This is a genomic window from Streptomyces sp. NPDC006997 (genome assembly GCF_040635175.1).
Lineage (GTDB): Bacteria > Actinomycetota > Actinomycetes > Streptomycetales > Streptomycetaceae > Streptomyces.
In genome coordinates this window covers 107,145-119,956 of sequence record NZ_JBEYHH010000019.1, presented here as the reverse complement: position 1 = coordinate 119,956, position 12,812 = coordinate 107,145, and the positions used below count along the sequence as shown (strand labels likewise).

12 protein-coding genes and 1 pseudogene are annotated in these 12,812 nt (G+C 71.8%); 11 read left to right on the top strand and 2 right to left on the bottom strand.

Annotation, left to right across the window (positions count from 1 at the left end; genetic code table 11):
- The first annotated feature begins 3 nt into the window (after positions 1-3).
- The 4 genes from ABZ659_RS20525 to ABZ659_RS20510 all read left to right on the top strand — a co-directional run bounded on the left by ABZ659_RS20525 (position 4) and on the right by ABZ659_RS20510 (position 4,051).
- On the top strand, positions 4-792 hold the full coding sequence (locus ABZ659_RS20525; RefSeq protein WP_360221760.1) for an aldose 1-epimerase: 789 nt from the start codon (positions 4-6) through the stop codon (positions 790-792).
- 20 nt (positions 793-812) lie between these two features.
- The gene (gene pyrE / locus ABZ659_RS20520; RefSeq protein WP_360221757.1) at positions 813-1,361 is read left to right on the top strand and encodes an orotate phosphoribosyltransferase; all 549 of its coding nucleotides are present in this window, start codon (positions 813-815) and stop codon (positions 1,359-1,361) included.
- Positions 1,362-1,485: 124 nt separating this feature from the next.
- Positions 1,486-2,517 carry a class II fructose-bisphosphate aldolase gene (gene fbaA, locus ABZ659_RS20515; RefSeq protein ID WP_360221754.1) on the top strand — a complete coding sequence of 344 codons (1,032 nt, stop codon included), beginning with the start codon at positions 1,486-1,488 and terminating at the stop codon, positions 2,515-2,517.
- A gap of 61 nt (positions 2,518-2,578) precedes the next feature.
- Complete coding sequence (locus tag ABZ659_RS20510; protein WP_360221751.1) at positions 2,579-4,051, top strand: MFS transporter; 1,473 nt, start codon at positions 2,579-2,581, stop codon at positions 4,049-4,051.
- Between the two features lie 150 nt (positions 4,052-4,201).
- Here ABZ659_RS20510 and ABZ659_RS20505 read toward each other — a convergent pair whose 3' ends face one another.
- On the bottom strand, positions 4,202-4,621 hold the full coding sequence (locus ABZ659_RS20505) for a DUF3151 domain-containing protein (RefSeq protein WP_351869014.1): 420 nt from the start codon (positions 4,619-4,621) through the stop codon (positions 4,202-4,204).
- Positions 4,622-4,743: 122 nt separating this feature from the next.
- On the opposite strand from ABZ659_RS20505, the gene ABZ659_RS20500 reads away from it, so the two are divergent.
- The 7 genes and pseudogenes from ABZ659_RS20500 to ABZ659_RS20470 all read left to right on the top strand — a co-directional run bounded on the left by ABZ659_RS20500 (position 4,744) and on the right by ABZ659_RS20470 (position 12,409).
- A complete protein-coding gene (locus tag ABZ659_RS20500; protein ID WP_360221748.1) occupies positions 4,744-6,192 on the top strand; it encodes a recombinase family protein in 1,449 nt (482 codons plus the stop codon).
- Positions 6,193-7,061: 869 nt separating this feature from the next.
- Positions 7,062-7,217 (top strand): annotated as a pseudogene (locus tag ABZ659_RS20495) (DUF3151 family protein); the annotation flags it as partial.
- Positions 7,218-7,363: 146 nt separating this feature from the next.
- Positions 7,364-8,203, top strand: a complete 840-nt coding sequence (locus ABZ659_RS20490; protein ID WP_360221745.1) for a tryptophan 2,3-dioxygenase family protein — start codon at positions 7,364-7,366, stop codon at positions 8,201-8,203.
- Positions 8,196-9,386 (top strand): kynureninase, encoded by a 1,191-nt coding sequence (kynU, locus tag ABZ659_RS20485; protein WP_360221742.1) that lies wholly within the window; start codon positions 8,196-8,198, stop codon positions 9,384-9,386. Before ABZ659_RS20490 ends, kynU begins: the two co-directional genes overlap by 8 nt.
- A gap of 52 nt (positions 9,387-9,438) precedes the next feature.
- Entirely contained in the window at positions 9,439-10,314 is an 876-nt protein-coding gene (locus ABZ659_RS20480) for an alpha/beta hydrolase (RefSeq protein WP_360221739.1), read from the top strand.
- Positions 10,315-10,388: 74 nt separating this feature from the next.
- Positions 10,389-11,744: a histidine kinase gene (locus ABZ659_RS20475; RefSeq protein ID WP_360221736.1), complete on the top strand. Its 1,356-nt coding sequence runs from the start codon at positions 10,389-10,391 to the stop codon at positions 11,742-11,744.
- Positions 11,741-12,409, top strand: coding sequence for a response regulator transcription factor (locus tag ABZ659_RS20470; RefSeq protein ID WP_360221733.1), 669 nt, complete (start codon positions 11,741-11,743; stop codon positions 12,407-12,409). The genes ABZ659_RS20475 and ABZ659_RS20470 overlap by 4 nt, the downstream gene beginning before the upstream one ends.
- Here the strand turns inward: ABZ659_RS20470 and ABZ659_RS20465 are convergent.
- A complete protein-coding gene (locus tag ABZ659_RS20465; protein ID WP_360221730.1) occupies positions 12,396-12,797 on the bottom strand; it encodes an ATP-binding protein in 402 nt (133 codons plus the stop codon). The two genes, ABZ659_RS20470 and ABZ659_RS20465, sit on opposite strands and share 14 nt — an antisense overlap.
- Positions 12,798-12,812: the final 15 nt, after the last annotated feature.

Genomic DNA, 12,812 nt, shown 5'->3' with positions numbered 1-12,812 from the left:
CCCGTGAGTGACGAAGACATCACGTTGACCGCGGGAGACGCGGAAGCGACCGTGCAGGTGGGGAACGGCGGCCGGGTCGGAGGGGTCCGCGTCGGCGGTGTGGAGCTGCTGCGGCAGGGGGAGCGGTTCGGGTGCTTCCCGATGGTCCCCTGGTGCGGCCGGATCCGCGACGGCCGGTTCAGGGACGGCGCGACCACGCACCAGATGCCGCTGAACGCCCCGCCCCACGCCATCCACGGCACCGCCCGCGACGGCGCCTGGACCCTCGCCCGGCACACCGGCGACGAGGCGGTCCTGACGTACGACCTCACCGAGCCGTGGCCCTACCCGGGCCGGATCACGCAGGTGTTCGCGCTGGCGCCGGACGCGCTGACGCTGACCATGGCCGTGGAGACGTACGACTCCTCCTTCCCGGCGCAGATCGGCTGGCACCCGTGGTTCAACCGGGAGATCGGCGGGGCGTCGGTGGAGATCGGGTTCGACGCGGAGTGGCAGGAGGAGCGCGGCGACGACCACCTGCCCACCGGACGCCGTACCGACCCCGGGCCCGGACCCTGGGACGACTGCTTCGGGATGCCCGGCGGCGTGGACGTCACGCTCACCTGGCCGGGACAGCTGGAGGTGCGGGTGACCAGCCCCGAGCAGTGGGTCGTCGTCTACGACGAGCAGGACGCCGCCGTCTGCGTGGAGCCGCAGACCGGGCCGCCCGACGGGCTGAACACCGCGCCCCGCCTGGTCACGCCGCTGGAGCCGCTGGAGGCCACGACGACCTGGCGCTGGCGGCGCCTCTGAGCCGCCTTAAGCTGGCAGGCATGACGGACGTGCGTGCTGCGCTGCTTCAGCAGATCAAGGACAAGGCCGTGGTGCACGGCAAGGTGACCCTGTCGTCGGGCATCGAGGCCGACTACTACGTCGACCTGCGCCGGATCACCCTCGACGGGGAGGCCGCCCCGCTGGTGGGGCAGGTGCTCCTCGACCTCACCGACGGGCTGGAGTTCGACGCGGTGGGCGGGCTGACCATGGGCGCCGACCCGGTCGCCGCGGCCATGCTGCACGCCGCCGCCGGGCGCGGGCGGCGGCTCGACGCGTTCGTGGTCCGCAAGGCGGCCAAGGCGCACGGGTTGCAGCGCCGGGTCGAGGGTCCGGACATCGCCGGGCGGCGGGTGCTCGTCGTCGAGGACACCTCCACCACCGGCGGTTCGCCGCTCGCCGCCGTGGAGGCGGTGCGGGAGGCCGGGGCGGAGGTCGTCGCCGTCGCGACCATCGTCGACCGGGCGACCGGTGCCGCGGAGAAGATCCAGGAGGGCGCGGGGGTGCCGTACCTGTACGCGTTCTCGAAGGACGAGCTGGGCCTGGACTGAGCTTCCGGTTCTTCCGCAGCGGGACCCGTCTGGAAAGATGAGGGCGACGACGACGTCACCCCCAAGGTCTAGGTCAGGGCCGAAACACGCAGCACGCCAACCCGCACATACAAGGAGCGGACAGATGCCCATCGCAACCCCCGAGGTCTACAACGAGATGCTCGACCGGGCGAAGGCAGGCAAGTTCGCCTACCCGGCCATCAACGTCACCTCGACCCAGACCCTGCACGCGGCGCTGCGTGGCTTCGCCGAGGCCGAGAGCGACGGCATCGTCCAGATCTCGACCGGCGGCGCCGAGTTCCTGGGCGGCCAGCACAACAAGGACATGGTGACGGGCGCCGTGGCCCTCGCCGAGTTCGCGCACGTCGTCGCCGGGAAGTACGACGTGACGGTGGCCCTGCACACCGACCACTGCCCCAAGGACAAGCTCGACGGGTACGTCCGTCCGCTGCTCGCCGTGTCCGAGGAGCGCGTCGCCCGCGGCGAGAACCCGCTGTTCCAGTCCCACATGTGGGACGGCTCCGCGGAGACCCTCTCCGACAACCTGGCCATCGGGCAGGAGCTGCTCGCCCGCGCCGCCGCCGCCAAGATCATCCTTGAGGTGGAGATCACCCCCACCGGCGGTGAGGAGGACGGCGTCACCCACGAGATCAACGACGAGCTGTACACCACCGTCGACGACGCCCTCCGTACCGCGGAGGCGCTGGGCCTGGGCGAGAAGGGCCGCTACCTGCTGGCCGCGTCCTTCGGCAACGTGCACGGCGTCTACAAGCCGGGCAACGTCGTCCTCCGCCCCGAGCTGCTCAAGGAGCTGAACGAGGGCGTCGCCGCGAAGTACGGCCGCCCGGCCGGTGACAAGGTCTTCGACTTCGTCTTCCACGGCGGTTCCGGCTCCACCCCGGAGGAGATCGCCACCGCGCTGGAGAACGGCGTCGTGAAGATGAACCTCGACACGGACACGCAGTACGCCTTCACGCGTCCGGTCGCCGACCACATGTTCCGCAACTACGACGGCGTCCTGAAGGTCGACGGCGAGGTCGGCTCCAAGAAGACCTACGACCCGCGGACCTGGGGCAAGCTGGCCGAGGCGGGCATGGCGGCGCGCGTCGTCGAGGCGTGCCGGAGCCTGCGGTCGGCCGGTACGAAGCTGAAGTAACCGGCACGGTTTTCCCGACGAGCCCGGCGCCACGGCGCCGGGCTCGTTGTATATGTGGGGCATGTCCTCCGACGTGCGACTGGCCTCGCCGCAAGGCAAGTGGCTGCTGTTCACCACGGTCCTCGGCTCCAGCATGGCCCTGCTGGACTCCACCGTCGTCAACGTCGCCCTGCCGCGCATCGGCCGCGACCTGGACACCGACCTCGCGGCGCTCCAGTGGACCGTCAACGCGTACATGCTGACGCTGGCCGGGCTGATCCTGCTCGGCGGCGCGCTCGGCGACCGGTACGGGCGGCGCCGGGTGTTCGTGGTGGGGGTGGTGTGGTTCGCGGTGGCGTCCCTGCTGTGCGGGATCGCGCCCGACGCGGGCGTGCTGATCGCGGCGCGGGCGCTCCAGGGGATGGGCGGGGCGCTGCTGACGCCCGGGTCGCTGGCGCTGATCCAGGCGTCGTTCCACCCCGACGACCGGGGGCGGGCGGTGGGCCTGTGGTCCGGCTTCGGCGGCATCGGGGCGGCGGTCGGCCCGTTCCTCGGCGGCTGGCTGGTGGACGGTCCCGGCTGGCGGTGGGTGTTCCTGCTGAACGTGCCGCTGGCGCTGGTGTGCGTGCCGGTGGCGCTGCGGCACGTGCCCGAGTCGGGGGGCGGCGGGAAGGCGCGCGGCCGCTTCGACGTGCTGGGCGCGGCGCTCGGCGCGGTGGGCCTCGCGTTGGTGACGTACGCCCTGATCGAGGCCGGGGAGGGCGAGCCGGGGCTGGTCGTGGCGGGCGCGGCGGTGCTGGGCGTCGCCGCGGGGGTGGCCTTCGTGTGGGTGGAGCGGCGGCGGCCCGACCCGATGCTGCCACCCGCGATCTTCGCGTCCCGGCAGTTCACGGCGGTCAACCTGGTCACGCTGTGCGTGTACGCGGCGTTCGGCGGTTTCTTCTTCCTCGGCGTGGTCCAGTTGCAGGTCGTCTCCGGCTACTCGGCGCTGCGCGCGGGTACGGCGCTGCTGCCCGCGACGCTGCTGATGCTGCTGTTCTCCGCCCGGTCGGGCGAGCTGAGCGACCGGATCGGCCCGCGCGTGCCGCTGACGGTGGGCCCGCTGCTGTGCGCGGCGGGCCTGCTGCTGATGCTGCGGGTCGGCGAGGGGGCGTCGTACGCGACGGACGTGCTGCCGGCCGTCCTGGTCCTCGGCGTCGGCATGGTGACGCTGGTCGCGCCGCTCACCGCGACCGTGCTGGCCTCGGTGGACACCGGGCGGGCCGGGCTGGCCAGCGGCATCAACAACGCGGCGGCGCGGGCGGCGGGCCTGGTGGCGGTGGCGGCGCTGCCGCTGCTCGCCGGGATGGGCCCGGACGCGTACCTCTCGCCCACCGCCTTCGACGCCGCGTTCGGCCGGGCGATGCTGATCTGCGCGGGTGTCCTGGCGGTGGGTTCGGCCGTCGCCTTCGCGACGGTCCGCCGCCCGCCCCCCGGCTGCGCCCGCCCCGAGTGCCACACGCACGGCTCGGTGGCGGTCCCGCCGTTGGAGGGGCGGCGGGGCGGACGGCTGTGACGGGGGCGCGGGGGCTGGCGCGGCGCGGGGCGGGGCGGCTACGGGCTGGTGCCGTGGGAGAATGGAGCTACATGTAATTGTTCAATTTCTGCATTCCGTGCCGCCGTCGCTGCCTGAGTGACGGCGGCACAGACGTCTCAACTGCGGTGACTACCGCTTCAGTTCGGTGTACGCCTCGGCGCTGCTGTCCTTGAGGAACTGCCAGCAACGCTCCGTCTCGTCCTTCTCGTCGATCTCGCCGGCGGCACGGGCGAGGGCGGCGAGGCAGCGCAGGAACCCGCGATTGGCCCGGTGGTCCCAAGGGATGGGGCCGTGTCCCTTCCACCCGGCACGGCGCAGCGAGTCCAGACCCCGGTGATAGCCGGTGCGTGCGTAGGCGTACGACTCGATCACTCGCCCCGCCTCGAAGGCGTCGTCCGCGAGCATCGCCCAGGCGAGCGAGAACGTGGGGTGCTTCGCCGCGACCTCGGCCGGGGCCTGGGACTCCTCGCCCAGCAGGCGGTACGCCTCTTCGTTCTCCGGGAGGTACGTCGGGTCCGGGCCGCCGAGCAAGTTCTTGTGCGTCGTCATGTAAGCAGTCTGCCACTTGAGGATGGGCGTCCGGGACGCCTCTGCGGATTATCGGCCGTGGACCAGATGAGTATGAGAATGGCGCTTGATGTATCTGATCGTGATATGCGACGATCCTGCGCATGGCGGCACGACGGTGGTCCTCCGGGGCCATCCAGGTGGGCATCTACACCCGGATCAGTAAGGATGACGAGGCCGAGGGGCTGGGCGTCGCACGGCAGGAGGAGGACTGCCGACTGCACTGCGCTGCGCGAGGGTGGGAGGTCGCCAAGGTCTACGAGGACAACGACCTCTCCGCTTACAAGCGCAAGACCGTACGCCCCGAGTTCCGGCAGATGCTGGAGGACCTGAAGGCCGGTCGGATCGACGGGGTCGTCGCCTGGGACATCGACCGCTTCACGCGGCAGCCCCGTGAACTGGAGGCGTGGATCGACGAGTACGAGGATGCCGAGCGCCGCAAGCGTCACCTCGTCTTCGACTCCGTGTCGGCCTCGGACATCGACCTGTCCACGGAGAACGGCCGGTTCATCGCGCGGATCAAGGTCACCATCGCCAACAAGTCCTCGGCGGACACGTCGAAGCGGACGAGGCGCAAGCACCTGGAACTGGCGGCGAAGGGCAAGCTCCCTGGCGGTCGGGCGCCGTACGGATGGAACCGTGAGGATCGCAGGACGCTGGTGCCGGAAGAGGCCGAGAACCTCCGCAAGGCGGTGAAGGATTTCCTCGGTGGCGTCCGCTGGGCCTCGATCGCGCGCGACTGGCGGGACAAGGGGGTCAGGTCGCACAGCGGCGGCGTCTTCGACGATTCCAAGATCAAGCGGATGCTGATGAACCCGCGGATCTGTGGCTACCGGATGCACCAGGGCGAGCTGTTCCTGGACGAGAGCGGTGCCCCCGTCGTCGGCGATTGGGAGCCGATCATCACTCCCGATGACTGGTACCTGCTGACGGAGAAGGTCAAGCGGGAGTCGGAGGGACGTGTCCCACGGGACAACGCCACCAAGTACCTGCTCTCCGGCATCGCCCGGTGCGGGCGGTGCGGTACGAAGATGCGGGCCTTCCCGTCGTACCGGAAGACGAAGACGTCGTCGCAGTTCAAGTACGCGTGCCCCGGTAAGAACGACGGCGGATGCGGGGGAGTGGCCAGGGCCGGTGAACCGGTCGACCGTCTCATCAGGAACGCGGTGTTCCTCAGCTCGGACAAGGCGCTGGCGAGCGTGCGTGAGCGGGCGCCGGAATGGACCAAGGAGGAGCAACTGGCTTCCCTGGAACGGGACATGGCCGAGTTCAAGCAGGCATGGCAGGAGAAGCGCATGTCAGCCGCTCGTTACATCGCGCTCACCGAGGACCTGGAGAAGCAGATCGCGGAGCTGCATCGGGAGCGAGCCCTGCACCGGGCAGAGGCCGCGAGTCTCGCAGCGGGCCCCATCGACATACGGGGTCGGTGGGAGAGCCTGGCGATCGAGCAGCAGCGTGCCGCGGTCCTCAAGGTCTTCCGCGCGGTCATCATCAAGCCCGCGTCCAACGGGCCGATCTTCGATCCGGCGGACATCGAGCCGGTGCTCCGGTGACAGCTGGCACGGGAAGGTCTGGCTGTACGGGGGGTGGCCGACGGAGAGGACCTCGACTGGTTTTCTCAGACACGTCATTGGGGTGGAGCCTTCGTGTCGTCTCGGCGCCCGGCCCACCCCCGCGGGGAAACCTCAGGGGCGGGCCGGGCCGTCAACAGCCGCCCGCACGGTGGGGCGCGGCGGGCGACCAGCACCCAGACAACTCCCTTGTCCAGCAATTTGGTTAGGACGTTCAGGCACTCAGCCGACGGACCGACCCAGGGCGTTTTGACCTCTCCTTTACCTGGCGGGTGGGGATCGCGCGGACTACCGTGCCCGCACGGACACCACCCGCGACACCGTTCCTGAGGCGTGGATGACCGAACACGGCTACAGCTCCAACAGCCTCGCCGAGGCCGTGAACAGGGCCATTGAACGGTTGACCGGGGCCCTGGAGGACTCGGCGGCTCATCGGTCCGGGCGTGGAAAGCGGGCCGGGTCACGTGGCCAAAGTCAGCCGCCCGCAACGCACTTGAGGACGCCACCTCGCAGCGGCGGCCGCAGCAGCAGCCGCTCCTGGCAGCGGACGGAGTGGTACGACCCGCTGGGCGGCGGATCGGCGCTTACGGCGCACATGCTCTGACCAGGTGGTTCCGGACACCGAACCAGTGTCCGGAACCACCCAACAAGCTTTGGCCAGGACTTTTAATCCGTTGGACGTGGGCGAGACTCTCCTGTCGGGGGCTTGTCGCCCGCCCACTCGGTGGAGCAGATCCTGGCAAGGTCCGACACCCAGTCCAGATCCCGCTGCGGCAACTGGGCGGCGAGGCTGTCCAGCCACTCCTGCTCGGTCATACCGTGCCCCCTCATGCTCTCGGATACATCTTTCACCAATTTTTTGAGAGCACGAGCCGAACCGCGGCTTCCTGCGCGCCCTGCACGCCCTGGCCCGCGCCGCGGGCGCGATCGGGGAGCGGGAGGAGCACGAGCGCTGCGCGCAGTTCCTGAAGGACTCCTCGGCGACGGCCGCCCAGACCCTGGGCTGACCCCGTGGGCCCGGCCCGTCTGGTGTGATCAGACGGGCCTTGCGGGCGGGCGGGGCCATTGCGGAGGATGCTGGTGGGGACCGGGGCCCCCGTGCCGGAATCGGCAGGGGCGGACCGCTACCCGGATGACACAGCAGGAGACAGCGATGTCCCATGAGGCTCAGCAGGCCCACGAGCCCGAGACCCCGCATCTCGACTTCCAGGGCACGACACCGTACGAGGACTACGTCAAGGCGGACGTGCTCACCCACCTCCAGCACACCCTCTCCGACGATCCCGGAGAGATGGTCTTCCTGGTCACGACCCAGGTGATGGAGCTGTGGTTCACCGTCATCGTCCACGAGTGGCGGACGGCGGCGGACGCGTTGCGGGAGGACCGGGTGCCGGTCGCGGTGGCCGCGCTGAAGCGGTCGGTACGGGAGCTGGAGGCGCTGAACGCCTCCTGGAAGCCGCTCGGCCAGCTCACCCCGCAGCAGTTCAACTCCTACCGGTCCGCCCTCGGCGAGGGCTCCGGCTTCCAGTCGGCGATGTACCGGCGGATGGAGTTCCTGCTCGGCGAGAAGTCCGCGTCGATGCTCGTCCCGCACCGGGGCGCCCCGCGCGCCCACGCGGAGCTGGAGAAGGCGCTGCACGAGCCGAGCCTCTACGACGAGACGCTGCGGCTGCTCGCCCGGCGCGGGTACGCGATCCCGGACGCGGTGCTGGGGCGCGACGTCTCCCGGCGCTACGAGCCGTCGGACGAGGTGGAGGCCGCGTGGGCGGCCGTCTACTCCGGCGACCCGGCCGACGAGCTGGCCCGGCTGGGCGAGGCGCTGTCCGACGTCGCGGAGCTGGTGTGGCGCTGGCGCAACGACCACCTGGTGGCGACCCGCCGCGCGATGGGCGCCAAGCCCGGCACGGGCGGCTCGGCGGGGGTGGCGTGGTTGGAGAAGCGGGCCCGGAAGAACGTCTTCCCCGAGCTGTGGACGGCAAGGTCGTATGTCTGAGCAGCGCGGGAAGGCGGAGAAGCTGGACGCCGGGGACGAACTCGCGGGGTCGCGCGCCCGTTTCGTCCTCGATGACGTGGTCTACCTGGACGGCAACTCGCTGGGCGCCCTGCCCGCCGCCGTCCCCGCCCGCGTCGACGACGTCGTCCGGCGGCAGTGGGGCGAGCTGCGCATCCGGTCCTGGACCGAGAGCGGCTGGTGGACCGCGCCCGAGCGGATCGGCGACCGGATCGCCCCGCTGGTGGGGGCGGGGGCCGGGCAGATCGTCGTCGGCGACTCGACCAGCGTGAACGTGTTCAAGGCGGTCGTGGGCGCCGTACGGCTCGCGGGGGAGGAGCGGGACGAGATCCTCGTCGACGCCACCACCTTCCCCACGGACGGCTACATCGCCGAGTCCGCGGCCCGGCTGACCGGCCGTACGCTGCGCCCGGTGACGCCCGACGAGGTGCCGGACGCGCTGAGCGGCCGTACCGCCGCGGTGCTGCTGAACCACGTCGACTACCGCACCGGACGCCTGCACGACCTGCCGTCGCTGACGGCGGCGGTGCGCGCGGCGGGCGCGGTCTCGGTGTGGGACCTGTGCCACAGCGCGGGGGCGCTGCCGGTCGGGCTCGACGAGCACGGCGTGGACCTCGCGGTCGGCTGCACGTACAAGTACCTGAACGGCGGCCCGGGTTCACCGGCGTACCTGTATGTGCGCCGGGAGTTGCAGGACCGCTTCGACTCCCCCCTCCCCGGCTGGAACTCGCACGCCGAGCCGTTCGGGATGCGCGGTGCGTACGAGCCCACGTCAGGTGTGGCGCGGGGCCGCGTGGGTACGCCGGACATCCTCTCCATGCTGGCCCTGGAGGCCGCCCTGCAGGTGTGGGACGGGGTCTCCGTCGCCGCCGTGCGCGCCAAGTCCCTCGCCCTCACCGACTTCTTCCTGGAGTGCGTGGCGGAGTACGTCCCGGCCGGGCGGGTGGAGTGCGTGACGCCGGTGGCGCACGCGGAGCGCGGCAGTCAGATCGCGCTGCGCTGCGCGGACGCCGGCGCGGTGATGGGGCGGCTCGTCGAGCGGGGGGTCGTCGGGGACTTCCGCCACCCGGACGTGCTGCGGTTCGGGTTCACGCCGCTGTACGTGGGCTTCGCGGAGGTGGAGCGGGCGGCCCGGGTGCTGGCGGAGGTGGTGGCGGCGGGCTGATACCGTCCCGGCCAACACCGCCGGATTCCGCCGTACCGCTAAGAGGTTGACCATGTCTGACGCCGACGCCGCCAGAGACGCCGCTGCCGCGGAGGAGGCGTCGGCGTTCGCCCACGCGCCCGTCGACCCGGACGGTACGGCGGCGTACGGCGACCATCCGGACCAGGTGATCGACTTCTACCTCCCGCGCGGCGGCGACCAGCTGGCGGCCGACGCCCCGGTGCCGCTGGTGGTCGTCCTGCACGGCGGTGCCTGGCGGGCGGCGTACGACCGGCGGCACGTCACGCCGTTCGCGGACTTCCTGGCGCGGCGGGGGTTCGCGGTGGCCAACGTGGAGTACCGGCGGGGCGGTACGGGGAGTGGCGCCGCCGGTCGGTGGCCGGAGACGTTCGACGACGTCGCCGCCGCGGTGGACGCCCTGCCCGCGCTGGCCCGGGAGGCCGTACCGCGGGCGGACCCGCGCCGTACGGTCCTCACCGGGCACTCCGCGGGCGGGCACCTCGCCCTGTGGGCGGCGGCCCGGCACCTGCTGCCCGCCGACTCCGCATGGCGCACCGACCGCCCCGCTCCCCTGCGCGGGGTCGTCGCCCTGGCCCCGATCGCGGACCTGGGGGTGGCGGAGAAGCTGGCGGTCTGCGGCGGCGCGGCGGGCCAACTACTGGGCACGGAGCAGGACTTCGAAGCCCGCCGCCCGTACGCCGACCCGGCGCTGCTGCTGCCCACCGGCATCGCCACCACCCTCGTCCAGGGCCGCACGGACGTGGTGGTGCCGTGTGCCGTCGCCGAGGCGTACGCGGACGCGGCGGCGAAGGCGGGCGAGGTCGTCGGTCTGACGCTGCTGGAGGACGTCGGCCACTTCCCGCTGATCGACCCGGCGGCGGACGCGTGCGCGGTGGTGGCGGAGGAGATCGCGCAGCTGGCCTGGTAGTACCTGAGACGGACCCGGAAGGACCCGACTCACTGGTGACGCCCTGACCTCGGGTCCGGGCCTACCGTCGTACCGTGACCGAGACGACGACCACCCAGACGGGGACGACGCCACCGGGCGGCGGGGTTGCGCGCAGCCCCGAGTTCCGGCTGGCCATGGATGCCTTGCGAGGCCTGCGGCAGGACCTGTTCGAGGACGCGTTCGCGTACCGTCCGCTGCCGCGCAGGGGGACCGACGGGCCGCTGGTCAGGCGGCTGCCCGACCGGCTGCGGAAGCAGGCCGGACTGCTCCCGCACGCGCTGGTGACGGTGGCCGGGGTGCTGGCGATGCTCATCGCGTGGGCCGACGGCTCCGATCCCGTCGTGGCGGTGCTGTGCGGGTTCCTCGCGCTGGTGCCGGTCCTGGTGACGCTGGTCCGGCCGGTGGGCGCCCTGTGGCTGTCCTTCGCGTCGACGGCGGCGGTCGCCGTGGTCGGCACCACCTGGAACGACTGGCCCTGGCTGCCCGGCAGCTTCGCCTCCCACCTGACCGTGCTGACGGTGGTGGCGATACGCACCCGGCCGCGTACGGCGGGGTGGACGTGGGTGCTGACGGCGGCGTACGGCTTCGTCGCGGAGACGGTGTTCGGCTGGGGGCACTACGGCACCAACACGGCGCCGATGCTGGTGGTGTCGGCGCTGCTGTTGCTCGCGGTGACGGTGTGGCACATCCGGCGCACGGCGGAGCGCGAGGTGACCGCGCAGCAGACGGTGACCGCGCACGAGCGGTCCCGGCGCACGCTGCTTGAGGAGCGGACGACGATCGCCCGGGAGCTGCACGACGTGGTCGCGCATCACATGTCGGTCGTGGCGATCCAGGCGGAGGCGGCGCCGTACCGGGTGGAGAACCCGCCGCCGGAGCTGGAGCGGGCGTTCGCCACGATCCGGGAGAACGCGGTGGCGGCGCTGACCGAGCTGCGCCGGGTGCTGGGTGTCGTCCGCGCCGAGGACTACGAGGCCCCCGACGCCCCGCAGCCCACCCTCGCCGACCTGGACGCCCTCCTCGCCAACGTGCGGGACGCGGGCCCGGCGGTGGAGAAGGTGGTGACCGGCGCGGTGCGGGAGCTGCCGCAGGGGGTGGAGCTGTCGGCGTACCGGATCGTGCAGGAGGCGCTGAGCAACACCCTGCGCCACGCGCCCGGCGCCAGCGCCCGCGTGGAGATCGGCTATGTCCTGGGCGGCCTGGGCCTGCGTGTGCTCAACACCCCGCCACCGGCAACGTCCTTGGTGAAGCCGTCGCCGGGCGCGGGCCACGGGATCACGGGGATGCGGGAGCGGGTGTCGATGCTGAACGGCGAGATGACGGCGGTGCCGACGCCCGAGGGTGGCTACGAGGTGACGGTGTTCCTGCCGGTCGCCACGCCGACGGCCGCGGTCGGGGACGAGGCATGACCCCCATCCGTGTCCTGGTCGCGGACGACCAGATGATGGTGCGGGAGGGCTTCTCCGTCCTCCTGAACGCGATGCCGGACATCGAGGTCGTCGGCGAGGCGGTGAACGGCCGCGAGGCGGTGGAGCGGGTACGGGAGCTGAGCCCGGACGTGGTCCTGATGGACATCCGGATGCCGGAACTCAACGGCATCGAGGCGACCCGGGAGATCGCGGCGTCGGGCGGTACGGCGAAGGTGCTGGTGCTGACCACCTTCGACCTGGACGAGTACGTGTACCAGGCGCTGCGGGCGGGCGCGTCGGGCTTCCTCCTGAAGGACGCGTCGGCCCGTCAACTGGCGGAGGGGGTGAGGGTGGTGGCCTCGGGGGAGGCGCTCCTGGCCCCCACGGTCACCAGACGCCTGATCACCGAGTTCGCGAAGCTGTCGGACACCCCGCGCCTCCCGGTGACGGCCCAGGCGGCCTACGGCGACCTCACCGAGCGCGAGACGGAGGTGCTGGTGCTGATCGCGCAGGGCCTGTCGAACGCGGAGATCGCCGGGCGGCTGGTGGTGGCGGAGTCGACGATCAAGACCCACGTCAGCCGTGTGCTGGTGAAGCTGGGGCTCCGTGACCGCACCCAGGCGGCGGTGTTCGCGTACGAGGCCCGGCTGGTCAGGCCGCGGTGAGCTGGCACCAGACGTACTTCCCACGGTTCCCGAACCGGGACAGCGGCTGCCAGCCCCATACTTCGGCACATTCCCTGACGAGCGCCAGCCCCCGCCCACCCTCGGCAAGCTCCGCCAACCGCCCGGGAGGCTCCGGCGGCTCCGGATCGGCGTCCCACGCCCCGATCCGCAACACCCCGGCGGCCCACCGCACCCGCAACGCGGCGGGCCCTTTGGTATGCAGCACGGCGTTGCCGACCAGTTCGGCGGCGAGCAGCTCGGCGGTGTCCACGACACCGACGAGCCCGTGCATGGTGAGGATCATCCGCAGGGTGCGGCGACAGATGGGGACGGCACGGGGGTCGTTGGGGACGTAGAGGGAGTATTCCCAGGGTTCGGTTTCGGACATGCGGGGCACTCCGTC

What these genes read in the sequence shown, in the direction of transcription:
- pyrE (WP_360221757.1), top strand. Translation starts at nt 813, where the DNA reads ATGACGGACGTGCGTGCTGCGCTGCTTCAGCAGATCAAGGACAAGGCC.
- fbaA (WP_360221754.1), top strand. Translation starts at nt 1,486, where the DNA reads ATGCCCATCGCAACCCCCGAGGTCTACAACGAGATGCTCGACCGGGCG.
- ABZ659_RS20510 (WP_360221751.1), top strand. Translation starts at nt 2,579, where the DNA reads ATGTCCTCCGACGTGCGACTGGCCTCGCCGCAAGGCAAGTGGCTGCTG.
- ABZ659_RS20505 (WP_351869014.1), bottom strand. Translation starts at nt 4,621, where the DNA reads ATGACGACGCACAAGAACTTGCTCGGCGGCCCGGACCCGACGTACCTC.
- ABZ659_RS20500 (WP_360221748.1), top strand. Translation starts at nt 4,744, where the DNA reads ATGGCGGCACGACGGTGGTCCTCCGGGGCCATCCAGGTGGGCATCTAC.
- ABZ659_RS20490 (WP_360221745.1), top strand. Translation starts at nt 7,364, where the DNA reads ATGTCCCATGAGGCTCAGCAGGCCCACGAGCCCGAGACCCCGCATCTC.
- kynU (WP_360221742.1), top strand. Translation starts at nt 8,196, where the DNA reads ATGTCTGAGCAGCGCGGGAAGGCGGAGAAGCTGGACGCCGGGGACGAA.
- ABZ659_RS20480 (WP_360221739.1), top strand. Translation starts at nt 9,439, where the DNA reads ATGTCTGACGCCGACGCCGCCAGAGACGCCGCTGCCGCGGAGGAGGCG.
- ABZ659_RS20470 (WP_360221733.1), top strand. Translation starts at nt 11,741, where the DNA reads ATGACCCCCATCCGTGTCCTGGTCGCGGACGACCAGATGATGGTGCGG.
- ABZ659_RS20465 (WP_360221730.1), bottom strand. Translation starts at nt 12,797, where the DNA reads ATGTCCGAAACCGAACCCTGGGAATACTCCCTCTACGTCCCCAACGAC.